Here is a 25121-nt window from a genome sequence, read left to right as displayed (position 1 = left end):
GGTCACATGCCAACAGGCGATCCCTGTCAGGTGGTGTGCTGATTCAGACGCTGAACCCACCGTGAGACGCGGGCGCGGTTCACCCCGAAATCCCGATATCCGAAGCGCGCGCGGGAATATACGGCCAGTGTGGAACGGTCGGAATCGACTGGCAGGATCTGGCAATCGATAATGTCCGGAAATCGGAATACCTTTGACCTTGCAACAAGTTTCACGGCCAGGGTCTCTTCCGAAACTTCCTTGATGCTGACCCGCTCCTCACCTTCCGCAATGTCCAGCAGACGACGCATCAGATCAGCAGCGGGCACGTCAAAGACCGGACTTTCCGCATGCGGGATCGCCGCCTGACACAGACCCTCGGGTGCCATCAGGAACTGGTTCGGCTTGCGACCGAGCTTCAGCGTCGGGAAGTCCATTTCAGCGTCTCCTGAGTCTCATTCCGATACGTCGTTCACAAATTCTGTCTCAATCAGGACGCGCACGGTCTCTGCGGTCAATACACGTTCTGCCCGACTGTAGGGAACCGGCTTTCCAATGCCCCAGACCGGGCCTGGCCAAGCGGCGTCGCCGATCTGACGGGCAATCACATGGACGTGCATCTGGGGCACCATGTTGCCCAGAGTGGCGATGTTGGTCTTGTCGCACGGACCAACCCCGGTCAGCGCCCGCGCCACCCCTGCAGCTTCCTCGACCAGCAGCGCGCGATCCGGGGCATCCAGATCGAACAGTTCCCGTGCCCCGGCCCGCCGCGGGATCAGAAGCACCCATGGCCAGCGGCTGTCGTCCACCAGCCGCACCGCACAGAGCGGCAGGTCCATGACCTCGACACTGTCGGCAAGCAGACGCGGATCGACCTCGAACCCAGCCATCCGCCGGGCCTACTCGGCCGCTTCGGCGACAGGCGCTTCGGGCACCCAGCGCAGAACCGGCTTCCGGGCTGCCAGCGTCTCGTCCAGGCGCCGACGCGGGGTCATGACAGGTGCCGCCTTGAAGTAAGCCGTTTCCTCACCGGCCCTTGCCTGTTCGACCAGACCACGCATGACGCCGATGAAACTGTCCAGGGTCTCCCGCGTTTCGGTTTCCGTCGGTTCGATCAGCATCGCGCCATGGACGATCAGCGGGAAATAGACCGTCATCGGGTGATAGCCCTCGTCGATCAGCGCCTTTGCCAGATCCATGGTCTCGACACCGGTACCGTCCAGACCGCGATCCGACACCAGTACCTCGTGCATGCAGGGCCCGGGGTAAGCCGGCGGCAGCAGGTCCTTCAGCTTCTCCATGACATAATTGGCATTCAGCACGGCATCCTCGGCAACCTGCTTCAGGCCATCCCGGCCATGGCTCTGCATGTAGGCCAGCGCCCGTACGAACATGCCGAACTGGCCATGGAAGCCCTTCATGCGTCCGACGCGGGGACCGTCTTCCTGCTCGACCAGTTCGTAGCGGCCGTCGCGCTGTACCACCTTCGGCAGCGGCGCATAGGGTGCCAGCGCCTCGGAGAACACCACCGGCCCCGAACCCGGACCACCACCGCCATGCGGCGTGGAGAAGGTCTTGTGCAGGTTGATGTGCATCGCATCGATGCCCAGGTCGCCGGGCCGCACCTTGCCGACGATGGCGTTGAAGTTGGCCCCGTCACAATAGAAGTAGCCGCCGACACCGTGGATCAGCTCGGCGATCCGGATGATGTCACGTTCGAACAGGCCGCAGGTATTGGGATTGGTCAGCATCAGCCCAGCCACATCCGGACCCAGCTTGGCCTCGAACGCCGCCATGTCGACACGCCCGTCTGCGGTGGCCGGGATGCTGTCGACCTCATAGCCGCAGATCGCCGCCGTGGCCGGATTGGTGCCATGGGCGGATTCGGGCACCAGCACCCGCTTCCGCGGCTCGCCGCGCGCCTCATGCGCCGCGCGGATCGCCATCATGCCGCACATCTCCCCCTGCGCACCGGCGCCCGGGGTCATGGCGACGGTTGCCATGCCGGTCAGTTCGGTGAGCCAGTGCGCCAGCTCCGACATCAGGCGCAGCACGCCCTGGGTGGTCGACGTCGGCTGCATCGGATGCACGTCACCGATACCCGGCAGGCGGGCCAGCCGCTCGTTCAGACGCGGATTGTGCTTCATGGTGCAGGATCCGAGCGGATAGAGACCGTAGTCGATGGCGTAGTTCATGCGGCTGAGGCGCACGAAGTGGCGCACCACCTGCGGCTCCGCCAGGCCTGGCAGGCCGATGCCACCCTGTCGCCGCAGGCTGCCCAGCCGGTCCGGTGCATCCGGCGCGGCGGGCAGGTCCACCCCGGTCCGTCCCGGCGCATCCTGTTCGAAACTCAGTGGCTCATCACGGTCCAGACCGCGCGCGCCGGAGATGGTCGTGCGTTCGATGTTCATGCCGAAATCTCCTGCAATGCGCCGACAAGCCTGTCGATATCGGCCTCCGACACCGTTTCCGTGGCCGCCAGAATCAGGACATTCTCCAGACTTGGCTCCCCCGGAAACAGACGCGACGCCGGGACACCGCCCAGGATGCCGAGCGCCGCCAGTGCCTCCACGACCGGCGCGGCGGGCCGCCCGATGTCGAGCGCGAATTCGTTGAAGAAATGCTCTGTCAGCAGTTTCACGTCCGGCAGGGCGGTCAGCCGCTCCGCCAGCAGGGATGCCGTGCGGTGATTGACCTCCGCCAGCCCGGTCATCCCGGCTTCGCCCAGCAGGGTGACATGGATGCAGAACGCCAGCGCACAGAGCCCCGCATTGGTGCAGATGTTGCTGGTCGCCTTCTCGCGCCGGATATGCTGTTCCCGCGCGTTCAGCGTCAGCACATAGCCGCGCTTGCCGTCGGCATCGAGCGTTTCACCGGCCAGACGGCCAGGCATCTGGCGCACATACTTCTGGCGGCAGGCAAACAGGCCCACATGCGGCCCGCCGAACGACAGCGGCACGCCGAGGCTCTGCCCCTCTGCGGTCACGATGTCAGCCCCCATGGCACCCGGCGGCGTCACCAGGCCGAGCGAGACGACCTCCGTCACCGCCACAACCAGCAGGGCACCCTGCGCGTGACAGGCCTCGGCCAGATCGGTGAGGTCCTTGAACTCTCCGAACACGTCCGGGTTCTGGACAACGACACAGGCCGTGTCCTTGTCGATGGCATCCGCCAGGCCGCCCTGCCCCCCGATGACCGGATCGCGGACCTCCAGGTCGTAGGGCGTGAAACGCAACAGGGTCTCGGTCGTCTCCCGGTAGTGCGGATGCAGCCGGCCGGAGATGATCGACTTCTTGCGCTTGGTGATCCGGTGCGCCATCAGCACCGCTTCCGATGTTGCCGTCGCGCCGTCGTACATGGAGGCATTGGCCACATCCATGCCGGTCAGCAGCGCCACCTGGGTCTGGAACTCGAACAGGTACTGCAGGGTCCCCTGGCTGATCTCCGGCTGATAGGGGGTGTAGGAGGTCAGGAACTCCGACCGCTGGATCAGATGGTCCACGGTCGCCGGTACATGGTGGTGATAGGCCCCGGCGCCGATGAAGCACGGCGCACTGGCCGGACTCAGGTTCTCCCGCGCGAAGCCCTGGAAATGCCGCTCCACCGCCATCTCGCCCTGATGATCGGGCAGGCTGTCGATGGGGGCATTCAGAACCGCGGCAGGTACGTCGCGGAACAGTTCGTCAATACTGCCGACACCGATGGCCGACAGCATCGCGGCCCGGTCGTCGGGCGTCTGCGGGAGATAGCGCATCAGTCCAGCGCCTCCACGAAAGCGGCATAGGCTTCGGCGTCCATCAGTCCGTCGAGGTCGGACATGTTCGACAGCTTCATGCGATAGAACCAGCCATCACTCTCGGCGCTCTCGTTCACCAAGGCCGGATTGTCGTCCAGCGCATCGTTCCGTGCCGTGACCTCACCCGACGCGGGGGCGTAGACCTCACTGGCGGCCTTGACCGACTCGATGACGGCAGCCTCCGCCCCCTTCTCCACCTGCTGGCCGACGTCCGGCAGATCGACATAGACGACATCGCCAAGCTGGTCCTGCGCGTAGTCACTGATCCCGATCGTGGCCTCCCCCCCGGAGACTTCGATCCATTCGTGATCCTTGGTGTACTTGCGATCTGACATTGATGCCCTCCTGCGCGGCATGTGACGGGGTAAGGTTCCTGTCGGGTTTCAGCGTTTGTAATTGTGGGGTGAGAACGGCAGCGTCGCGACCTGCAGCGGCAGGGACTTGCCGCGCTGCTCCGCGAACAGTGCCGTCCCGGGTTCGGCCAGCCGGGTCTCGACATAGCCCATGGCGACGGGTCCGCCGACACTGGGACCGAAGCCACCGGACGTGATGGCACCGACGTTCGCGCCATCGGCGTCGAGAATGGCAGCGCCCTCGCGAATGGGGGCACGACCTTCGGGTTTCAGCCCGACCCGGCGACGCGACGGGCCTTCGGCCAGCTCGCGCAGGATGCGCGCACCGCCCGGAAAGTCACCGGCCTCGCGACGCCGCTTCTGCATCGCCCATTGCAGGTTGGCCTCCACCGGGGACGTGGTCGTGTCGATGTCGTGGCCATAGAGGCACAGCCCGGCCTCCAGCCTGAGCGAGTCGCGGGCGCCGAGGCCGATGGGCTTCACCCGCGCATCCGCCAGCAGTGCCTCCGCCAGCGCCACCGCCCTGCCCTCGGGAACGGAGATCTCGCAACCATCCTCCCCGGTGTAACCGGAACGGGAAATCCAGAGGTCGGCCACGTCCCAGTCGAAACTGCCTGATGTCATGAAGGTCAGTTCGGCAACACCCGGCACCAGCGCGTCCAGCACGGCGACGGCGTCAGGCCCCTGCAGGGCCAGCAAGGCCCGCTCCGGCATCGGCACCACGGCAACGCCCGTCGGCATCGAGGCAGTGAGATGGGCGATATCGGCGTCCTTGCAGGCCGCATTGACGACCAGCAGCAGGTCATCTTCGCGTCGCGTGATCATCAGATCGTCGAGGATGCCACCGTCATCGTTCAGAAACAGGCTGTAGCGCTGCTTGCCCGGCTTCAGTTCCCTGACATTGCTGGGGATCAGACGTTCCAGCGCCACATCGGCACCTTCGCCCACCAGCCGCACCTGGCCCATGTGGGAGACATCGAACAGCCCGGCGGCGGTGCGCGTGTGGGTATGCTCCGCCATGATGCCATCGAACTGTACCGGCATGTCATACCGGGCAAACGGCACCATGCGCCCGCCAAGCGCGCGATGCAGGTCGTTGAGCGGGGTCTTCAGGATCGTCTGGTCGGTATCGCTGTCGGCACTCATCGCTGGCTCCCTCGGACTCAGGTTCGCGCCACGCCAGGACCCGGCAGGGTCATGGTCGGCACGCCCCCTCTGTCGTGGGACCTGAGAGACTGGACCGGCACGGCTGCCGCCGGTCGTACCCCTTCGGTGAGAACAGATCCGCAGACCTGCTCCGCTTTCCAGAGTGCCGTCACCCAACGGTCCGTTTGCCTGAGAGTTTCCGGGGCGGTTGCTCCTTCGGCGTCCGTCCCGCATCCGTCACCGGATACCGGACTGATCTCTCCCGCTGGGTTCAATCGGACGCCGTCAATGTACGGGCCAGAAGGAATCGACACAACAGCAAAGCCCGCCCCGGACCCGATCCCGCACAGATTGCCCTTGCGTAAACCCGGCGGCGGCGGGACGATTGAAAAAAGAAATAAGCAAAGAAACCTGCACGGGAGACGGAAGATGGCAGACGCACGGCCCCGGGGCCCTCGCAACGTGGCATTGATCGGACCCTACCTCAGCGGCAAGACGTCCCTGCTGGAAAGCCTGCTGCATGTCACCGGTGCCATCGACCGCAAGGGCACGGTCAGGGACGGCAACACCGTTGGCGACAGCGCACCGGAGGCCCGCGCGCGGCAGATGGGGGTCGAGTGCAATGCGGCGACGACCCGGTATCTGGATGAGGAAATCACCTTCATCGACTGTCCCGGCTCCATCGAATTCGTGCAGGAGGCCGCGCATGCCCTGATCGGTGTCGATGCCGCCGTTGTCGTCTGCGAGGCGGACCCGGCCAGGGCCACGACCCTGCTGCCCTGGCTGAAACTGCTGGATGACCTGGGTATTCCGCGCTTCATCTTCGTGAACAAGGTGGACCGGGCAACCGGCGAGGTTCAGCCCGTCATCGAGGCCCTGCAGGCCATCTCCGACAAGCCGCTGATCCTGCGTCACCTGCCGCTGACCCGCGACGAGACGGTCGTCGGCTATGTCGATCTGGCCCAGAACCGGACCTATCTCTACCGCGAGGGCGCACCCTCCGAACAGGTGGATGCGAGCGCCGACCAGATCGAACTGCAGGGTGAAGCCCGTTTTGCCATGCTGGAACAGCTCGCGGATTTCGATGATCACCTGATGGAGGAACTGCTGGAGGATATCGAGCCGGAGAAGGCCGAGGTCTTTCGGGATCTGACCGAGAACCTGCAGGAAGGCCGCATCGTTTCCGTGCTGCTGGGTGCGGCGGAACACGACAATGGCGTGCGCCGCCTGCTGAAGGCGATCCGCCATGAGGTGCCCGACCATCGGGCCGCCGCCCTGCGCGCCGGCGCGGATCCGGATGCACCGGAAGCCGTCGCGCAGGTCCTGAAGACCTGGCAGACCCAGCATGGAGGAAAATTGTCGCTGGCCCGGATCTGGTCCGGCACGGTGAAGGAAGGCGACACACTGAGTGGTGAGCGGGTGGGCAGCCTGTCACGAACCGTCGGCATGACCACGACCCGCGCCGACAGTGTTTCCGCAGGCCAGATCGCCGTCTTCGGTCGGATGGAGGCCGTGGCGACAGGGGATGTGCTGGCATCCGGCAGCGCACCGGAACTGCGCAAGGCCCCCGCCTTTCCGGCGGTGTTCGCGACCGCGATCGCGGTCGCCAACCGCAATGACGAGGTGAAGCTGTCGGGCGCACTCGCCCGATTGCAGGAGGAGGATCCGGGCCTGACGGTCGATCATGATCCGGACACGCATCAGATGCTGCTCTGGGGACAGGGCGACATGCATCTGAAGGTGGCGGTGGACCGTCTGCAGGGCCGCTATGGCATCGCCGTGGAGACCGCGCCGCCCGCCGTGCCCTATCGGGAGACGATCCGGAAACCGGTGACGCAGCAGGCAAGGCATCGCAAGCAGTCCGGCGGCCACGGCCAGTTCGGCGATGTGACGCTGGACATTCGCCCCCTGCCCCGCGGATCGGGCTTTCACTTCGATGACAGCATCAGCGGCGGCGTGGTGCCGAAGCAGTACATCCCGGCGGTCGAGTCCGGCGTGACCGAGTTCCTGAAACGCGGCCCGCTGGGCTTCCCCGTGGTCGATATCGCCGTGACCCTGACCGACGGCAAGCATCATCAGGTCGACAGCTCCGAGATGGCCTTCAAGACCGCAGGGCGCGCGGCCATGGCGGAGGGCCTGCCCGCCTGTGATCCGGTATTGCTGGAACCGGTCATGCAGGTGGAGATCATGGTGCCGAGCCATCATACGGCGGCCATCAACAACATGGTCAGCGCCCGGCGGGGCCAGTTGCTGGGTTATGACGCGCGTCCCGGCTGGCCCGGCTGGGATCAGGTCTCCGCCCACATGCCGCAGGCGGAAATGTCGGACCTGATCGTCGAAATACGCTCCTTGACCCAGGGTGTCGGCACCTTCACGTTTCATTTCGACCGCCTGCAGGAACTCTCCGGCAGGGCGGCGGAACAGGCAATCGGAGCTGGGTGATGACGACACGGGCGGTGCGAGCGGCGGAAATCCTGATGCAGGCGCGTACCGGTCGCACACGAATTCCGGTGCTGCCCCCCGATGCCATGCCGGACGATATCGCGGAGGCCTACGCGGTCCAGCCCGCCGTCCGCAAGGCGATCTCCGCCAATGGCGGCGGTCGTCAGATCGGCTGGAAGATCGGGTGCACCAACGAGACCGCGCAGCGCCAGATCGGGGTTCACGAACCCTTCTTCGGCGGCATCTTCGAGAACACGTCGAAGCCGTCTCCGGCGACGTTCAGCACCGACGACTTCTTCATGACGGTGATCGAGGCGGAGGTCGGTTTCCTGATGGGTGAGGACCTGCCGGCGGCGGCGGCACCCTATGATCCGGGTTCGGTGGGGGACGCGGTGGCGGCGGCCTTCCCGGCGATCGAGATCGTTGACAGCCGCTTCCAGGACTGGACCACCATCGGCCCGCTGCAGATCATTGCCGACAATGGCAGTCATGGAGCCTGGGTGCACGGCGCGCCGGTCAGCAACTGGCAGGACATCGACCTGGCCGAACTGGCCGTGAACCTCTACGCCGACGGCGAGCTGGTGCGGGAGGGTCAGGGCATCAATGTCATGGATCATCCGTTGAATGCACTGACCTGGCTGGCCAACGTCCGCGCCGTCTATGCGCGTGACGGGCTGAAGGCGGGCGACCGGGTCTCCACCGGCACGACCATCGTCGTCTATGACGCGCACAAGGGGCAGCACCTGAAGGCGGACTTCGGCCCCCTCGGCAGTATCGAGTTGACGCTCGAATAACGTTCGCTTGATTTGCGGATCACGCCGCGAGTTGCCTTATTGGTTGCATATCCAATTCCGCAGGAGATCAGGCATGCTCATTCGCAACAGACGTGGCTGGGAGCTTCCCGAAAGCGCCGCAACGCCGGAGAGCGTGTTCCTCAATCGCCGCGCCCTGCTGAAGGGCATGGGCCTTGGTGCCATAGGTCTGTCGGCGCTGGGCCTGTCCGGCCAGGCACAGGCGGAGGACGAACTGATCCCCACCGCGGACATGTATCCGGCGGCACCGAACCTGCGGTACCGGGTGGAGCGCGACATCACCGACGAAGACGTCAACCTGACCTACAACAACTTCTACGAATTCGGCTCGCACAAGCGGATCTACCGCGACGCGCAGGATCTGAAGGTGCGTCCGTGGACCGTCACCATCGACGGCATGGTGAAGGAGGCCAAGACCTGGGACGTTGACGCGCTGATCCGCCGTCTGGGGGTGGAGGAGCGGGTCTACCGTCACCGTTGTGTCGAGGCCTGGTCGATGGTCGCGCCCTGGAGCGGCTTTCCGCTGCAGAAGCTGGTCGACCTGGCCGAGCCGACCGGCAATGCCCGCTATGTCCGCTTCGAGACCTTCCTGGACAAGGAAATCGCCAGTGGCCAGCGCCAGCGCTGGTATCCGTGGCCCTATGTCGAGGCAGTGACCCTGGCGGAGGCCCGCAACGAACTGCCGTTCCTGGTGACAGGGGCCTACGGCAAGCCGCTGCCGAAGCAGATGGGCGCGCCGCTGCGTCTGGCCCTGCCCTGGAAATACGGCTTCAAGTCCATCAAGTCGATTGTCCGCATCACCTTCACCGATGAACAGCCGACAAGTTTCTGGGAAGAGATCAATGCGCGGGAATACGGCTTCTGGGCCAATGTGAACCCGAAGGTCAAACACCCCCGCTGGAGCCAGGCCACCGAAGAGGTGATCGGAACCGGTGGCAAGCGTGTGCCGACCCAGTTGTTCAACGGCTATGGCGAGTTCGTCGCCGACCTCTACAAGGGCATGGAAGACCAGCGCGCCCTCTACATGTAGGCGTCTTCTGCCGCCGTCGGCATCAGCCCGCGTTGTCGGGAAAGATGATGCTGACGGTGGTTCCCTTGCCAAAGGCGCTCGCCAGTTCGAGGCGCCCGCCGTGCAGTTCGGCCAGCTGCTTGGTCAGGGGCAACCCGAGTCCGGTGCCGGGTGTCACATCGACGTCCCCGGCGCGGCCAAAGGGTTCCAGCACCTTGGCAAGTTCATCTTCCCGGATGCCGCAACCGCTGTCCTGAACCGAGATGAAGGTCTCGCCTGAACCGGTCCTGCCGAATTCCAGAGAGATCGTGTCGCCCCTGTCGGTGAACTTGATGGCATTCGACATGAGGTTCATGACCATCTGCCGCAAGGCCCGCCGGTCCGCACGGAGACTACCGGGATCACCCGGCACCAGACGGAAATCGCGTTCGTCGAGCCGGTCACGGAACAGCTCCACCAGTCCCTGCATCTCGGCTTCCAGTTCGATCGGCTCGGGCTTGATATCCATCTTGTTGGCTTCTACCCGCGAGATGTCGAGGACATCGTTCACCAGACTGAGCAGATGTTCGCCACTCGCCGCGATGTCACTGACATAGCCCAGGTAGCGCTCATTCTGCATCGGACCGAGAAGCTCACCCTTCATGACGGTCGAGAAACCGATGATCGCATTCAGCGGCGTGCGCAATTCGTGGCTCATGTTGGCGACGAACGCGGACTTGGCGCGGCTCGCTTCCTCCGCGTGCCGCAGTGCTTCGATGGTCTGTTCGCGCGCTTCCTCCATCTCCGTGATGTCGCGGCCAACGCCGCGATAGCCATTGAAGGTGCCATCCGGCCCGAAGACCGGCGCGGACGAGATCTCCACGAAGCGTCGGGCGCCGCGGGATCCGACTGGCGTGTGGATCCGCTCGACCGGTTTCCGTTCGTCCCAGAGCTCCCGCATCCGCGTCCAGGCAAGGGCAGCCTGCTGATCAAGATGCGGATCGTCTGCCCTGACGATTTCGAACCAGTTGTGTCCCACAATGGTCTCGCGACTGACCCCGAACAATTCCTCATAGCGTTCGGAAACATAGGTGACGCACATGTCCGCATCGATCTCGAAGTACCAGTCGGACGCCAGCTCGGCAAAGGCGCGAAAGCGTTCCTCGCTCTCCTCGTGGCGGGCCAGCGCTTCCCTTTGTTCCGTAATGTCGATCAGCACGCTGTCATGGTAGATCACACCGAAGCGGTCCTCGGTGGTCCAGCCTTCCTCGCGAATCCACATATGGTGCCCGCTCTTCGGATCCGTTGCGCCGAATTCAAAGGTGTAGGGTTCAAGCGTCTTCCTGTGCCTGACCATCGTGTCGATGTAGGGCTGGCGGAATTCAGGGTCGAAGGTATGAAACCAGTCCTCGGCCCTGATGCGCTGGAAATTGCCTTCCACGCCACTGCTCAGTCGGCGTGCGCGCCGCCCCCAGACCTGGACCCGGTCACTGCCCTGGCGCCGTCTGCAGAACAGGATGCCATCGACGTTGGACATGTAGGTCTTGAGCTGTTCCTCACGCCGCTTGACGTCAGAGACATCCCCCATGACATGCAACCGTCCGCCGTTCGGCAGGATGCAGGTGACGGATATTGACCAGAGACCGGACGCGGTCATGTCCACAAGCGGTTTCTGTGGCTTGTCATAGCCATTGAGCAGGTTCTGCCGCACCGTGTCCTCGTTACCCTGTGCGCCCGGGATCATGTCATGCGACAGAATCGTCTCGATCTGCTCCTCGATGGTTCCATTGGGTATGGGAAAGACATCCGAGTCCGGAAAGAATGAATGCATGCCCGGCGACCAGCACTTGGCGCGTCTGTCAGGGCCGAAATAGATGATGCCGAGGTTCTCCGCCAAAGCACCGGAAAGCATCTGCGCGATCGCCTTCTCGACGTCGTCGGCTCCCACTTCCTCCACGCATTGCCAGAGCACGGCACCGCCCGGAAGCCGTGACCCGCTGACCGTCCAGCCCGAAACGGCAGCAAGGGCGCGCGGACCGAGATCATCCAGATCTCCCAGCACCCCGATGGCGGTGGCAGCAGCGGGCACGAGACCGTCAAAGGCCTTGCTGGTGGCCACCACTTCCGGTTTTCCGTCGGATGATGCCTGAGTCACGGCAACAGGCACACCGAGGCGAACAAAGGCCTCGATGAGAGTCTGATCCTTCATGCACGGCCCCGAAGGGTCCGGTTGGATAGCGTGCGCATCGCTCATGTATCACCCAAATACCGGCGGACAGCTAACACTTCATGAATGATGGTTGCCGCCCCTTCGCGCATTTCAGGTCATTGGATCTGCGCGGGGGCCTGCGGCACACCGGCCCAGAACTCGGGGTCATGACCGTAGAAGATGCGTGCGCCACGCCTCTGTAGTTCCTTCAGTTTCTGCAGGCTCTGACGCATCTCCTCCGCATCGTGGAGGATCATGGGCAGACGCATTTCCTCCAGTGTGCGGCGCAGATAGCAGGCGTCACCGGTCAGAACCACATCGCCATCGGGCAACCGGACCTTCAGCGACTGATGCCCGGGCGTATGGCCATAGGTCGGGATGCAGACCACGGAACCGTCACCGAAGATGTCATGCTCCCCATCGGGCAGCACCAGGTCATGCCCGTGATCAAAGTCCTGCTTCATGAACCCGATCCTGGCTGCCATGTCGGGATCATTCGCCGCGTCCCATTCCCGGCGCTGAACCACCATCCGGCAGTCAGGCAGGGCGTCATTGCCACCTGCGTGATCGAAATGCAGGTGGGAATTCACCAGATAGTCGATGTCTTCGACACCAATCCCCATCGCGTTCAGCCGCGCGGCGATGTCCGTGTCCTTCTCGAAGGTGATTCCATAGTAGGTCGCGATCTTCCCCAACCGGGCGAACGGGTCGGTCTGGACCTGAAGATTCAGACCACTGTCGAACAGCACCCGTCCCTTGGGATGCTCGATCAGATAGCAGGGAACAGGTACACGAATTCGCCCTTCCGCCCCTGCCAGCATCGCCTTCAGGCTCATCTCGAGCCAGCCGCAGGTCATCGCATACAGACGGATCGTCATGTCACCCTCCCCGGTGGTCATGCGCCAGCAACCGCGTCAGATAGCTGCCGTAGTCGTTGCCTTTCATGGCTTCAGCCAGCCTACGCAGGGCTTCGTCTCCTATCCAGCCCCTTCGCCAGGCGATTTCTTCCGGTGCCGAGATCTTCAGTCCCTGGCGCTTCTCCACCGCATGAATGAACTCGGTGGCCTCCAGAAGGCTGACAGGGGTGCCGGTATCCAGCCAGGCAAAGCCACGTCCCAGGGTCTCGACACGCAGCTTGCCGCGCTGGAGGTAGTGCCGGTTCACGTCCGTGATCTCCAGTTCGCCACGCCCCGAGGGCACAATGGACCGGGCCACGTCGGCAGCATGGCTGTCGTAGAAATAGAGTCCCGTGACCGCGAAGGAGGACGGCGGATCCTTCGGCTTCTCGACAATGTCGATGGCGCGCCGGTCCGCATCGAAGCTGACCACGCCATATCGTTCCGGATCCACGACCTGATAGGCAAAGACCACCGCCCCGTCCTCGAACAGGGCTGCTTCGCGCAACATGCCGGAGAAGCCCCGGCCATAGAAGATGTTGTCGCCCAGAACCAGGGCGCAGCGATCCCCCGCCACGAAATCCTCGGCGATGATCAGGGCCTCTGCGATCCCCCTTGGCGCCGACTGTTCCGCGTAGGTGATGCTCAGTCCCCAGTCCCGGCCATCACCCAGCAACTGCTCGAACCGCGGCAGATCCTCCGGTGTCGAGATCAGCAGGATCTCCCGGATATCGGCCAGCATCAGCGTCGCCAGCGGATAATAGATCATCGGCTTGTCATAGACCGGCAGCAACTGCTTCGACACGACCCTGGTCATCGGGTGCAGTCTTGTTCCGGCACCTCCGGCCAGCACGATTCCCTTCATGACACATCTCCCCCGGTTTCCACTGGTGCTTCCCCCAGCTCGCGCAAGAGTCGAGCCAGATGGATCGTCCAGTCAGGCTGTTCGATACCGAAGGCGGCGCGAATGCGACCGCAGTCGAGTACCGAATTGGCCGGACGCGGGGCCGGGCGCGGAAAGGCATCCGTGGTACAGGGCTCGATCTCGAGCTCTGGGTAGTGGGACAGGATCGCGCGCGCGAAGCCGTGCCAGCTCACCGTCGGCGCGCCCGCGAAATGATATGTCCCCCAGGGCACGATATCGGAACGCCGGGCGTGCTCACTGATGTCCAGGCAAGCGTCGGCGATGGCATCGGCCGGTGTGGGGCCGCCGATCTGGTCATCGACAACTCTCAGCGGTGTCTGACCGGAGGCGGCCAGTCGCAGCATGGTCTTGACGAAATTGCTACCCATCGCACCGAATACCCAGGATGTCCGCAGGATGACGTGCTTGCCCCAGGCGTCGAAGACCGCCTTCTCCCCCGCAAGCTTGCTGCGTCCATAGACGGTTGCCGGGACGACGGGATCATCCTCCCGGTAGGCTCCGGTCTTGCTGCCGTCAAAGACATAGTCTGTGGACAGATGGATCAGGGGCACGGAAGCCAGTGCACAGGAAAGGGCGACATTGCCGGCCCCTTCGCCGTTGATGGCCATGGCACGCTCCGGCTCCGCCTCCGCCTGGTCGACCGCCGTATGGGCCGCGCAATTGATGACGATCGAGGGACGGATGTCCGCGACCGTCCTGCGCACCGCATCCGCAACCGTGATATCAAGCTCGTCGTGCTTCAGGCCAATGACGCTCTGGCCGCGGGCCATGGCTCGCCAGCGCAGGGCCGCGCCGACCTGACCACCGGCACCGAGGATCAGGATGCTCACGACTGTCCGCCCAGCCTGCCCCGGTCGTGTACCCGCGCCAGCCAGTCGCGCCGGTCCATGTACCAGCGGATCGTGTCCTCCAGGCCGGCGTCAAACGTCATCCTTGGTTTCCAGCCGATCTCCTGCTCCATCCGCGACGGGTCGATGGCATAGCGCTGGTCGTGGCCCGGCCTGTCCTTGACCCGCGTCACCAGGCCGATATGCGGCACATGCGGGGAGTCCGGGACCAGCGCATCGAGCCGCGCGCAGAGATGGCGCACCACATCCAGGTTCTGCTGCTCCCCCCGCGCGCCGACCAGATAGGTCTCCCCCGTGCGCCCGCGCGCCAGGACCGCCAGCAGGGCGGCCACATGATCATCCACGTGAATCCAGTCCCGCACATTGTCGCCCTTGCCGTAGACCGGCAGGGGGCGACCATCCAGCGCATTCAGGATCATCAGGGGGATCAGCTTCTCCGGGAACTGGAACGGCCCGTAGTTGTTGCCGCAATTGGTCACCAGCACCGGCAGGCCATAGGTGACACCGAACGCCCGGACCAGATGGTCGGACCCGGCCTTCGATGCGGCATAGGGGGAGTTCGGGCTGTAGGCATCGCCTTCCCGGAACCAGGCACCGTCGGCCAGGCTGCCATAGACCTCGTCCGTCGATACATGCAGGAAGCGGAAGCTCTCCCGCCGGTCATCGGGCAGGTCGCGCCAGTAGCCCAGGGCCGCCTCCAGCATCACGCCGGTCCCGGTCACGTTGGTGCGGATGAAGGCGGAGGGACCGTCGATCGACCGGTCCACATGACTTTCGGCAGCAAGATGCATCACTGCATCGGGCCGGAACTCCGCGAAGGCCGCTACCATCGCAGGCATGTCGCAGATATCCGCCTGCAGAAAGCGGTAGTTCGCCGCCGCAGCCACATCCTCGACGTTCTCGGGCCGTCCGGCGTAGGTCAGGCAGTCGACATTGAGCACGTCGACACCATCCGGCACCAGCCGCCGGACAAGCGCCGAACCGATGAAACCACACCCGCCGGTAACCAGGATACGCATGGCTCAGACCCCTCCGAATTCAGCGAGTGTCGGCAGCACCAGATCCTTCTCCGAAACCCGTGCGGACTGCCTGTCCACGGGCCAGTCGATCCCCAGTGCCGGGTCATCGAAGGCAATGCCCCGCTCCGCGGAGGGGTCGTAGGGTGCGGTCACCTTGTAGATCACCTCGGCCCCGTCGGTCAGGGTGCAGTAACCATGCGCGAAGCCTTTCGGCACCCAAAGCTGGTTCCAGGCGGCTTCCGACAGCTCCACCGCGACATGGCGACCGAACGTCGGTGACCCCCGGCGCACATCGACCGCCACATCCAGGATCGACCCGCGCAGACAACGGATCAGCTTGCCCTGTGCAGTCGGTGGCAATTGCAGGTGAAGACCGCGCAAGGTACCGCGCGCGCCATTGCGGACATGGTTGTCCTGCACGAAGCTCCAGTCGTGGCCCTGTGCCGAAAGCGTCCCGGCGTTCCAGGTCTCGGAGAAGAAACCGCGGTCATCGCCGTGCCGGACAGGCCAAAGCTGCAATACATCAGGAATTGCCGTTGGCTCGATCCGCATGGGTCCGACCGGAGCAGTCAGTCCATGACCCGGTCGGCCGTCGCAACGGGCTCCCGGCCAGGCTTGCGGAAACGGGCAAGGTAGGCGGGCACGATGGCCTCGACGGTTTCCAGATCGGTGATGCCGAGGTCCGCGAAACCTGGCTGGCCCTCATCGACCACATTGTCTTCCTGCAGCAGGCGCACATGATCCAGGGTCAGCGGCGGTGCCGGCAGGAACTGGAGCACGGCGCCCATGATCTTCGCGACCTCGAACGGGATCGGCAGCAACAGCGCCTTGCGCCCGGTCTGACGCAGCACGAACTCAAGGATCTCGCGGAATGTCATGACCCGAGGTCCGCCAAGCTCGAAGGTCCTGCCCTGCGCATCCTCACGCACCAGCGCTGCCATGATCGCGTCGGCGACGTCACCGACAAAGACCGGCTGGAACTTCGTGTGTCCACCGCCGACCAGCGGCAGGGCCGGGGCGATGCGGGACATGGCACCGAAACGGTTCATCAGGTCGTCTTCCGGCCCGAACACCACGGAGGGACGCAGGATCGTTGCTGTCGGAACGCTCTCCCGCACGGCTGCCTCGCCTGCCGCCTTGGTCCGGGCATAGAGCGCACCAGACGCGGCATCGGCACCGATTGCGGAGAGCTGGATGAAACGGGTGATGCCCGCCGCCGCGACCGCCTGCGCCACATTGCGTGCGCCGACGGCATGTGTGGCCGAGAAGGACTGATCCGACTGGTGCAGCACGCCGACCAGATTCACGACGGCGTCCGCACCTTCGATTGCCCTGGCCACGGAAGCAGGCTTGCGGATATTGGCGTACAGCGGTGTGACCTGTCCGACATCTCCCATCGGCTTCAGGAAAATCGCGGCTTCCGGGTCGCGGACGGCGACCGTGACGATTGCGCCGGCACGCGCCAGGCGGCGCACCAGATGACGACCGATGAAACCGGACCCACCGAAGACCGTAACGTGCATGCCCTGCATCCGAAAAGACCTCCCGATCCGTCGGGGATCACCTGCCCCGACCCTGTCGCACTGCTCTATCGTGCCGCCGCGCAGATGGCAACGATGCGATACGTCGCGACGTCACGGTTGGTGGGCCAACCTGCCCTGTGATATGCGAAACGCAGACGCCTGAATGGAGCCCGCATCTATGACCATCCACTTTCACCGCGATGACCTGCCGGACGCCGTCGATCTTGGTCCGGCCGTGGCCATCGATACCGAGACCATGGGCCTGAACCCGCACCGGGACCGGCTCTGCCTGGTGCAGCTCTCGGCCGGCGATGGTGACGCGCATCTGGTCCAGATCCGCCCCGGCGGCGCGCCCGCCCCCAATCTCGTGCGGATGCTGGAGGATACTTCGGTCCTGAAGCTGTTCCACTTCGCGCGTTTCGACATTGCAGCCCTGCGCCACGGCCTGGGGGCGAAGACCAGCCCGGTCTATTGCACCAAGATCGCCAGCCGCCTCTGCCGGACCTACACGGACCGCCACAGCCTGCGCGACCTGTGCAGGGAGTTGCTGGATGTGGACATCTCCAAGCAGCAGCAGTCATCCGACTGGGGTGCGGACGAATTGACGGACGCCCAGATGGCCTATGCGGCGTCCGACGTGCTGTATCTGCACCGTCTGCGGGCAGAGCTGGATGTCCGCATTGCGCGGGAGGGGCGGACCCACATGGCCCAGGCCTGCTTCGACTTCCTGCCGATGCGCGCTGAACTGGATCTGGTCGGCTGGCCGGAGACGGACATCTTCGCCCACTCCTGATCGGCAACGGCCGGATTCGGGATTCTGCCTTGTGCCGTAAAGGCTTTCTGCACAAATGCGTGCTCTGATGTTGCGTGGTCGCGGCACTTCACTCATATTGGCATGAATCTTGTCGCGAATGACCCGTTGATCCACGGGCACCATACTGAAACCAGACAGGCGAGGCCCTGACGACCCATGGCTGACGAAGCCCGAGCAGTGGCAGGCGATACCGGGACCGGCGATGACATCGCGACGGGACGACAGGTGATCGAGATGGAGGCGAAGGCGCTGATGGCCCTTGCCGCCGGTCTCGACGACAGTTTCGTCGCTGCGGTTGACTGCCTGCTGAAGGTCCAGGGCCGGGTCATCCTGACGGGGATGGGCAAGAGCGGTCATGTCGCGCGCAAGATCGCGGCAACCATGGCCTCCACCGGGACGCCTGCCTATTTCGTGCATCCGGGCGAGGCCAGTCACGGCGACCTGGGGATGATCACGGAGAAGGATGCCCTGATCGGGCTGAGCAACTCCGGCGAGACCAACGAGCTCGGGGATATCGTCGAGTTCGCGCGCCGCAACATGGTGCCCGTGATCGCCATGGTCGGCCGCATGCCATCCACGCTTGGGTCCGCCGCCGACGTCTGCCTGCTGACCCCCGACGCGGCTGAGGCCTGCCCGCATGTGCTGGCACCGACAACATCCACGACCATGATGCTGGCACTTGGCGACGCACTGGCCGTGGCCCTGCTGGAACGGCGGAACTTCACGGCACGGGACTTCGGACGGCTGCACCCGGGCGGCAAGCTCGGCCGCCGCCTCGTGACCGTTGCCGACATCATGCACAAGGGCGCGGAACTGCCGGTTGCCCCCAGCGGCACCCTGATGTCCGATGCCCTGATCGAGATGACGGCGAAGAGCCTCGGCTGCATCGCGATCACCGATGCGGACGGACGCCTGGCCGGGATCATCACCGACGGGGACCTGCGACGTGGCATGAAGCGCCCGGACCTGCTGAACCGCTCGGTGGATGACGCCATGACCCGCCACCCGCGGACAATCCGCGCCGCGGCGCTGGCGTCCGAAGGAGTCGGCATCATGCACGAGAACAAGGTGACGAGCCTGTTCGTGCTGGATGACGACCAGCGCCCTGTCGGGCTGCTGCACATTCACGACTGTCTCCGTGCAGGTGTCGCATGAACGTCAGCGACACCCCGGAGACCGCGAAGGATATTGGCCGGCGCTGGAACGCGCGGCCCCGTTCGGACCGCATCTCGACCGGGCAGGCACGCCGCAATCCGCTGGTCAATCGGATGAAGTTCGCGCTGCTCGGCGTTTCAGCCCTGCTGGTCGTTGCCCTGCTGGCCTGGCCGCAGTTCACGGAACGCAGCGGCGACCTGCCCATCGACTTCGCCGATGTCGATGTAGGCGCACCGACCTCGACCATGTCGAATGCCCGGTTCATCAGCGGCGGAGCCCATGCCTTCAACATCACTGCCGATGAGGTGGTTCAGGATGCCGAGTCACCGGAACTGGTGCATCTGACCAATATCTCCGGCGACACCACCACCGATGACGGCGCCTGGTTCTCCCTTTCGGCCCTGAACGGGAACTACGACCGGGAGGCACAGCGACTGGTACTGAATGGCGATGTGGCGCTGTTCACGGACAGCGGCAACGAACTGCACAGCACCAATGCGACGTTCGAACTGGCACAGGGTCGCATCACGGGCGGTGACCCCGTGACCGGCCACGGCCCCTACGGGCGCATCACTGCGGACCGCTTCGAGGTCGCAGGCAACGGCCAGACCATCCGCTTCAGGGGTGGTGTCAAGCTGGTGGTCGAAACCGGTTCCGGGGGCCTCTGATGGATTGGACAACGAAAATGCGGCTTCCGGGCATCATCGCGACCGTGCTGCTGACCCTCGCCATGCTCTCGCCCGTCAGTGCGCAGCAGGGGCTGGGCGGCGATCCGAACGCCCCGATCGAGATCCAGGCGGACAATCTGGAGGTCTATCGGGACAAGCAACTGGCTGTCTTCATCGGCAATGTCGATGCGCAGCAGGGCCGCATGAACCTGAAGACCGACGAGCTTCACGTCAGCTACCGCGAAGGTGGCGCAGACAGTGAAGGTGCCGCGGTCGGCGGGCGTATCTCCCGTCTGGAGGCCCGGGGCAATGTCCGCGTCTCGACGGAGAAGGAAAGCGCCACCGGCGATCAGGGCGTCTATGACATCGACAGCGCCACCATCGTGCTGGAGGGCGGTGTGCGCCTGTTCCAGAACCGCAACGTGCTTGCCGGACAGCGGCTGGTCATGAATCTGGAAACGGGGGTCACGCGTCTGGATGGGGCACCGGGAACGGGACGGGTGAAGGGCATTTTCCAGCCCCAGCGCTCGGATGCCACTGAATGACGGACGTGACCGACATGACCGAAACGGCGGAAGGCGCGACACCGCGCCTGGTGCACGAGAATACCGGCCTCTCGGCGCGGAAGCTCGGCAAGCGCTACAAGAAGCGCCCCGTGCTGCGCGATGTCTCGCTGTCGGTGCAGCGTGGGGAGGCGGTGGGCCTGCTTGGCCCCAACGGTGCGGGCAAGACGACCTGTTTCTACATCATCACCGGGCTGATCAAGGCGGACTTCGGCCAGATCATGCTGGATGGCCACGATATCACCAGCCTGCCGATGTACCGGCGCGCCCGACTGGGTGTCGGCTATCTGCCGCAGGAAGCCTCCATCTTCCGGGGCATGACCGTCGAGCGGAACATCCGCGCCGTGCTGGAAGTTACCGAGAGCGAGCGGGAGATGCGGGAGCAGATGCTGGAGGATCTGCTGGCCGAATTCTCCCTGACCCACCTGCGGCGCGCCTCCGCCATGGCGCTTTCCGGTGGCGAGCGGCGACGCGTCGAGATCGCGCGCGCGCTGGCGAGCCGCCCGTCCTTCATGCTGCTGGACGAGCCACTGGCAGGCATCGACCCCATCGCGGTCGGAGAGATTCGCGATCTGGTCTTTCATCTGAAGGATCGCGGACTGGGCGTGCTGATCACCGACCACAATGTCCGCGAGACCCTGGACCTGATCGACCGCGCCTACATCCTGCATGACGGTCGGGTGCTGATGGAGGGTTCGCCCGACGATATCGTGAACCATGATGACGTGCGCCGGGTGTATCTCGGCGACCGTTTCCGGATGTAGGGCGCGCAGCATGGCCATCGGACCCCGTCTGGAGCTTCGGCAAAGCCAGAATCTGGTCATGACTCCGCAGTTGCAGCAGGCCATCAAGCTGCTGCAACTGAACAACATCGAACTGACCTCCTTCGTCGAGCAGGAGCTGGAGCGCAATCCGCTGCTGGAGGAACGGGAGAGGGATGACCGGCCCGATCAGCCGGAACCTGAAGCCCGCGCCGAAACCAGCGACGACGGATTTGGTGACGAGCCGGTCGCGGAAATCTCGATCACGGCCGAGAACGGCGGTGGCGCGGAGGCCGAACAGGCATTCGATGCGGATCGCGAGAGTATCAGTGGCGAGGACAGTGCCGCCGACCGCATGGGCGAAACCTCCGGTACGGGCGGTGATTCCGGGGATACCGGCGGCAGTCTGGGCCAGATGGGCGGCGGCGGCTCGTCGCGCTTCGAGGATATGGACCTGAGCCTGGAGAATACCCTGGGCGAGGAAGTCAGCATGCGGGAATCGCTGATGACCCAGCTTGGCCTCGCCGTGAATGACGATATTCAGCGGATGGTGGGCTCGGCGATCATCGATTCCATCGACCCGGACGGCTATTTCCGGGAAGACATCGACGAGATGGCGGAACGCCTGGGCTGCGAGAGCACGCTGGTGGAAGACATGCTTCAGGTCGTGCAGGGCTTCGAGCCCACCGGTATCGGCGCGCGCAACCTGTCGGAGTGCCTGGCACTGCAGTTGATCGAGCAGGATCGCTATGACCCCGCGATGGCGAAACTGGTCGCCCGGCTGGAACTGCTCGGGCGTCAGGACTATCCGGCGCTGATGCGGGAATGCGAGGTCGATGAGGAGGATCTGGCCGAAATGGTCAGCGAGATCCGCCGACTGGATCCGCGTCCGGGCAGCAGTTTCGACCATGATGATTCGCAGACAGCCGTGCCCGATGTGCTGCTGCGCCAGAAGCCGGATGGCGGCTGGTCGATCGAGCTGAACAGCGAGACCCTGCCCCGCGTGCTGGTCAACAACCGCTATTGCGCCGAAGTCAGCCGCACCACCAAGAAGGCCGAGGACAAGACCTATCTGAGCGAGTGCCTCAACACGGCCAACTGGCTGGTGAAGTCGCTGGACCAGCGGGCCAACACGATCATGAAGGTGGCAACGGAACTGGTTCGCCAGCAGGACGGGTTCTTCGCCCTGGGGGTGCAGTACCTGCGTCCGCTGAACCTGAAGACCATCGCCGACGCCATCGGCATGCACGAAAGCACCGTCAGCCGCGTCACCGCCAACAAGTACATCGGCACCCCGCGCGGCATCTTCGAGATGAAGTACTTCTTCACTGCCGCGATCCCGTCGAACCGGGGGGGAGATTCGCATTCCGCCGAATCCGTGCGCATGCGGATCCGGGACCTGATCGGGGAGGAAGACCCCAGGAAGATCCTCTCCGATGACCGCATCGTCGAAATCCTCAAGGAAGAAGGAATCGACATTGCCCGCCGGACGGTCGCAAAATACCGCGAAGCCCTGCGTATTCCGTCGTCAGTGCAAAGGCGACGGCAGAAACGGCTGCAAATGTCGATGGCCCGTTGAGCGGCTTCGGCTCCGGTCGCGGGTTGTCCCGACGGGACCGGATTTCAGCGGGTTGACTCGGTTTGGGGGCCTACCTATGGTCCGCGCCGCTTTGCAGCACCGCCGGGTTTCGGGGCGTCGGTAGGGCGGTACAGAAGAGGCATCATGAAAATCACCATTGAAGGCAAGCAGATCGATCTGGGTGACGCGCTGAGGCAGCGCGCGGAAGAACGGATCGTGGATGCGGTAGGCAAGTATTTCGGCGATGGCATCGACGGTTCCATCACCTTTTCCCGCAACGGCCAGATGATACAGGCTGATTGTGCCGTCCATATCGGGCACGACATCTTTCTGAAGAGCCAGGGCAGCGACAGCGACGCGCACGGCGCCTTCGATCTGGCCGCGGAGCGGATCGAGAAGCAGTTGCGCCGCTACAAGCGTCGCCTGAAGGACCATCACGCCCGACAGAAGCAGGATGGTCTTGCCAATCTGATGGCGCAGGACTACACCCTCGCCAGCGACGACAACGAGACCGAGACCGATGATCTGGAGACTGGAGGTGCCGACGCGCATCCCGTCATCATCGCCGAGACGACGGCCACCGTGCCCTCCTGTACGGTCAGTGATGCGGTGATGCGGCTGGACCTTGCGAACCAGTCGGCACTGATGTTCAGGAACCTGGGCAACGACCGACTGAATGTCGTCTATCGCCGTAGCGATGGACATATCGGCTGGATTGATCCGGCCAAGGCCTGATCCGCACCCCCTGGAAGGGGCGGTCTGCAATCCGGACCAAGAAACGAAACAGGTGCAGTAGTGGAAATTCATGACCTCCTGAACCCGGCATCCGTTGTCTTCGGCCTGAAGGCCGGAAGCAAGAAGCAGGTGTTGCAGGAACTGGCCCGGATCGCCGCGGCACAGGTGGGACTGCACGAACGTGTGGTCTTCGATGTGCTGCTGGAACGGGAACGGCTGGGCAGCACCGGTGTTGGTGAGGGCGTGGCCATTCCACATGGCCGGATCGCCGATCTGAACGGCCTGAGCGGGGTGTTTGCCCTGCTGAAGCAGCCGGTCGATTTCGACTCGCTGGACGGCCGCCCCGTCGATCTCGTGTTCCTGCTGCTGGCACCACAGTCCGCAGGCGCCGATCACCTGAAGGCCCTGTCGCGGATCTCACGCCTGCTGCGTGACCGGGACACGCGTGACAAGCTTCGCGGCGCGCGCAGTGATGACGCCCTCTTCGCGCTTCTGACCACAGGTTCGGCGTCGGAGGCGGCCTGACCGGTTCCGTGACCGGCCCAACTGACAGGGGAACCTGCTGATGCTGCGCTGGGGTCTCGTCGCGATTATCGCCGTCCTGCTGACTGCCACGGTCCTGATGTTCATCGACCGTTTCAGCCACGATGATCCAGCAGCCGTTCCCCTGGCGGCCACACCGCAGGCGGCACCCGACAATACCTCCGCCAGCCCGCCGCCCGATACTTCCGCCCCCGCCGCCGCCATGCCGCTGCGCACAGGGCCGGAGCCTGCGGCACCTGCGCGACCGGTCGGGACCGTTACGCCCGCCCGGACCACCTCGCCCGCGCCCGCGCCTGTGCAGACGGCACCTCCGTCACCCGCCGAGACACCCCGCCAGACCGTGGCCCAGTTCGCGGAACGCCCCGCGCCGCCGAAACCGGTGGTTCGGGAACAGCAACCGAAGCTGGAGCCGGCGCGGCAGTCCGCACAGCCGGACTCCTTCAGTCTGGGCAGTCCCGTGGACTGTACGCTCGGCAAGGACTGTTTCATCCAGCAGTATATGGACGTTGATCCCGGCCCCGGGGCACAGGACTTCACGTGCGGCCATCTGAGCTACCAGAACCACAGTGGCACCGATTTCCGTGTCCCCAACCTGAAGGCCATGCGCGACGGCATTCCGGTCGTTGCGGCACGGGACGGCGTGGTGCGCGCGTTGCGCGATGGCATGGCGGACGTGAACGTGACGACCCTGCCGGCAGGCGCTGTCGATGGCCGTGAGTGCGGCAATGCCGTTGTGCTGACGCACGAGAATGGCTGGGAAACCCAATACTGCCACCTGCAGAAGGGATCCGTCTCCGTCGGCAAGGGCCAGATCGTGCGCGCGGGTGACCGGCTTGGGCTGATCGGCATGTCGGGCAAGGCACAGTTTCCCCACGTGCACCTCAGCGTGCGCAAGGACGGCCAGAAGATCGATCCCTTCCGCGGCGTTGATCCGCAGGTGGCCTGCGGTGGTGATTACCGTCCGCTCTGGGACACGGCAGGCGGGCAGCAGATCACCTATCAGGCTGGCGGCATTCTCGATCTCGGGATGATCGACCGGCAACTGACAAAGGAGGAGGCGGAGAGCGGCGACAGTTCCGCCACAACGCTCGACCGCAACGGGCAGGCGCTGGTGGCCTGGTACATTGTCTTCGGCATTCAAGAGGGTGATGTCATGAGCATCGGCATTACCGCACCCGACGGCAATCGCGTCTTCGCCCAGACCCTCAATCCGCATCCGAAGGATCAGGCGCAGTACTTCGCCTTTGGCGGTCGTCGCACACCGCCTGGCGGATTTCAGCCCGGCATCTATCGCGCCGAGGTGCGGATGGTCCGCGATGGCAGACTGCATGACCGGCGCGAGATTTCCGTCACCCTGCGCTGAGAAC

General features: G+C 64.5%; 25 protein-coding genes and 1 riboswitch. Of the genes, 12 read left to right on the top strand and 13 right to left on the bottom strand.

Annotation, left to right across the window (positions count from 1 at the left end; translation table 11 throughout):
- Window positions 1-26 precede the first annotated feature (26 nt).
- Genes QGV55_RS04470 through gcvT form a run of 6 tightly spaced genes read right to left on the bottom strand, consistent with a single transcriptional unit; the run spans window position 27 to window position 5274 of the window.
- Entirely contained in the window at window positions 27-416 is a 390-nt protein-coding gene (locus QGV55_RS04470) for a DUF1499 domain-containing protein (RefSeq protein ID WP_281018051.1), read from the bottom strand.
- Between the two features lie 18 nt (window positions 417-434).
- Window positions 435-869 carry an HIT family protein gene (locus QGV55_RS04465; RefSeq protein ID WP_281018052.1) on the bottom strand — a complete coding sequence of 145 codons (435 nt, stop codon included), beginning with the start codon at window positions 867-869 and terminating at the stop codon, window positions 435-437.
- Between the two features lie 9 nt (window positions 870-878).
- Window positions 879-2390 (bottom strand): aminomethyl-transferring glycine dehydrogenase subunit GcvPB, encoded by a 1512-nt coding sequence (gene gcvPB / locus QGV55_RS04460; RefSeq protein ID WP_281018053.1) that lies wholly within the window; start codon window positions 2388-2390, stop codon window positions 879-881.
- Window positions 2387-3733, bottom strand: a complete 1347-nt coding sequence (gcvPA, locus tag QGV55_RS04455; protein WP_281018054.1) for an aminomethyl-transferring glycine dehydrogenase subunit GcvPA — start codon at window positions 3731-3733, stop codon at window positions 2387-2389. The genes gcvPB and gcvPA overlap by 4 nt, the downstream gene beginning before the upstream one ends.
- The gene (gene gcvH, locus QGV55_RS04450) at window positions 3733-4110 is read right to left on the bottom strand and encodes a glycine cleavage system protein GcvH (RefSeq protein WP_281018055.1); all 378 of its coding nucleotides are present in this window, start codon (window positions 4108-4110) and stop codon (window positions 3733-3735) included. The genes gcvPA and gcvH overlap by 1 nt, the downstream gene beginning before the upstream one ends.
- 48 nt (window positions 4111-4158) lie before the next feature.
- Complete coding sequence (gcvT, locus tag QGV55_RS04445; RefSeq protein WP_281018056.1) at window positions 4159-5274, bottom strand: glycine cleavage system aminomethyltransferase GcvT; 1116 nt, start codon at window positions 5272-5274, stop codon at window positions 4159-4161.
- Window positions 5275-5441: 167 nt separating this feature from the next.
- Window positions 5442-5549: riboswitch (glycine riboswitch) on the bottom strand.
- Window positions 5550-5703: 154 nt separating this feature from the next.
- Between gcvT and QGV55_RS04440 the strand changes: the two genes are divergently transcribed.
- From QGV55_RS04440 to msrP, 3 genes are all read left to right on the top strand, one after another.
- Window positions 5704-7716, top strand: coding sequence for an elongation factor G (locus tag QGV55_RS04440; RefSeq protein WP_281018057.1), 2013 nt, complete (start codon window positions 5704-5706; stop codon window positions 7714-7716).
- Window positions 7716-8510: a fumarylacetoacetate hydrolase family protein gene (locus QGV55_RS04435; protein WP_281018058.1), complete on the top strand. Its 795-nt coding sequence runs from the start codon at window positions 7716-7718 to the stop codon at window positions 8508-8510. Before QGV55_RS04440 ends, QGV55_RS04435 begins: the two co-directional genes overlap by 1 nt.
- A 73-nt stretch (window positions 8511-8583) precedes the next feature.
- A complete protein-coding gene (gene msrP / locus QGV55_RS04430) occupies window positions 8584-9558 on the top strand; it encodes a protein-methionine-sulfoxide reductase catalytic subunit MsrP (protein WP_281018059.1) in 975 nt (324 codons plus the stop codon).
- A gap of 22 nt (window positions 9559-9580) precedes the next feature.
- On the opposite strand, the gene QGV55_RS04425 is transcribed toward msrP, so the two are convergent.
- The 7 genes from QGV55_RS04425 to QGV55_RS04395 all read right to left on the bottom strand — a co-directional run bounded on the left by QGV55_RS04425 (window position 9581) and on the right by QGV55_RS04395 (window position 16945).
- Window positions 9581-11725, bottom strand: coding sequence for a PAS domain-containing sensor histidine kinase (locus QGV55_RS04425; protein ID WP_281018060.1), 2145 nt, complete (start codon window positions 11723-11725; stop codon window positions 9581-9583).
- Window positions 11726-11841: 116 nt separating this feature from the next.
- Complete coding sequence (locus tag QGV55_RS04420) at window positions 11842-12603, bottom strand: N-acyl homoserine lactonase family protein (RefSeq protein ID WP_281018061.1); 762 nt, start codon at window positions 12601-12603, stop codon at window positions 11842-11844.
- 1 nt (window position 12604) lies between these two features.
- Window positions 12605-13486 carry a glucose-1-phosphate thymidylyltransferase RfbA gene (gene rfbA, locus QGV55_RS04415; protein ID WP_281018062.1) on the bottom strand — a complete coding sequence of 294 codons (882 nt, stop codon included), beginning with the start codon at window positions 13484-13486 and terminating at the stop codon, window positions 12605-12607.
- Window positions 13483-14376: a dTDP-4-dehydrorhamnose reductase gene (gene rfbD, locus QGV55_RS04410; RefSeq protein WP_281018063.1), complete on the bottom strand. Its 894-nt coding sequence runs from the start codon at window positions 14374-14376 to the stop codon at window positions 13483-13485. The genes rfbA and rfbD overlap by 4 nt, the downstream gene beginning before the upstream one ends.
- Window positions 14373-15413: a dTDP-glucose 4,6-dehydratase gene (gene rfbB, locus QGV55_RS04405; RefSeq protein WP_281018064.1), complete on the bottom strand. Its 1041-nt coding sequence runs from the start codon at window positions 15411-15413 to the stop codon at window positions 14373-14375. The genes rfbD and rfbB overlap by 4 nt, the downstream gene beginning before the upstream one ends.
- Window positions 15414-15416: 3 nt before the next feature.
- Window positions 15417-15965, bottom strand: coding sequence for a dTDP-4-dehydrorhamnose 3,5-epimerase (gene rfbC / locus QGV55_RS04400; RefSeq protein WP_281018065.1), 549 nt, complete (start codon window positions 15963-15965; stop codon window positions 15417-15419).
- Window positions 15966-15982: 17 nt separating this feature from the next.
- On the bottom strand, window positions 15983-16945 hold the full coding sequence (locus QGV55_RS04395; RefSeq protein WP_281018066.1) for a complex I NDUFA9 subunit family protein: 963 nt from the start codon (window positions 16943-16945) through the stop codon (window positions 15983-15985).
- 169 nt (window positions 16946-17114) lie between these two features.
- Between QGV55_RS04395 and QGV55_RS04390 the strand changes: the two genes are divergently transcribed.
- The 9 genes from QGV55_RS04390 (at window position 17115) to QGV55_RS04350 (ending at window position 25117) form a co-directional block, all read left to right on the top strand.
- Window positions 17115-17729: a ribonuclease H-like domain-containing protein gene (locus QGV55_RS04390; RefSeq protein WP_281018067.1), complete on the top strand. Its 615-nt coding sequence runs from the start codon at window positions 17115-17117 to the stop codon at window positions 17727-17729.
- A 177-nt stretch (window positions 17730-17906) separates the two neighbouring features.
- Window positions 17907-18905, top strand: a complete 999-nt coding sequence (locus QGV55_RS04385; RefSeq protein ID WP_281018068.1) for a KpsF/GutQ family sugar-phosphate isomerase — start codon at window positions 17907-17909, stop codon at window positions 18903-18905.
- Entirely contained in the window at window positions 18902-19573 is a 672-nt protein-coding gene (lptC, locus tag QGV55_RS04380; RefSeq protein ID WP_281018069.1) for an LPS export ABC transporter periplasmic protein LptC, read from the top strand. Before QGV55_RS04385 ends, lptC begins: the two co-directional genes overlap by 4 nt.
- A 17-nt stretch (window positions 19574-19590) precedes the next feature.
- On the top strand, window positions 19591-20118 hold the full coding sequence (locus tag QGV55_RS04375; protein WP_281018070.1) for an LptA/OstA family protein: 528 nt from the start codon (window positions 19591-19593) through the stop codon (window positions 20116-20118).
- The gene (gene lptB, locus QGV55_RS04370; protein ID WP_281018071.1) at window positions 20115-20900 is read left to right on the top strand and encodes an LPS export ABC transporter ATP-binding protein; all 786 of its coding nucleotides are present in this window, start codon (window positions 20115-20117) and stop codon (window positions 20898-20900) included. The genes QGV55_RS04375 and lptB overlap by 4 nt, the downstream gene beginning before the upstream one ends.
- Window positions 20901-20910: 10 nt before the next feature.
- Window positions 20911-22476, top strand: coding sequence for an RNA polymerase factor sigma-54 (gene rpoN, locus QGV55_RS04365; RefSeq protein WP_281018072.1), 1566 nt, complete (start codon window positions 20911-20913; stop codon window positions 22474-22476).
- Window positions 22477-22620: 144 nt separating this feature from the next.
- On the top strand, window positions 22621-23211 hold the full coding sequence (gene raiA, locus QGV55_RS04360) for a ribosome-associated translation inhibitor RaiA (protein ID WP_281018073.1): 591 nt from the start codon (window positions 22621-22623) through the stop codon (window positions 23209-23211).
- Window positions 23212-23271: 60 nt separating this feature from the next.
- A complete protein-coding gene (gene ptsN / locus QGV55_RS04355; protein ID WP_281018074.1) occupies window positions 23272-23736 on the top strand; it encodes a PTS IIA-like nitrogen regulatory protein PtsN in 465 nt (154 codons plus the stop codon).
- 40 nt (window positions 23737-23776) lie between these two features.
- A complete protein-coding gene (locus QGV55_RS04350; protein ID WP_281018075.1) occupies window positions 23777-25117 on the top strand; it encodes a peptidoglycan DD-metalloendopeptidase family protein in 1341 nt (446 codons plus the stop codon).
- Window positions 25118-25121: the final 4 nt, after the last annotated feature.

This window comes from Minwuia sp. IMCC3009, from assembly GCF_029909415.1.
GTDB lineage: Bacteria > Pseudomonadota > Alphaproteobacteria > Minwuiales > Minwuiaceae > Minwuia.
The sequence above is the reverse complement of the archived record's forward strand: the minus strand, read 5'-3'. Positions and strand labels throughout refer to the sequence as shown.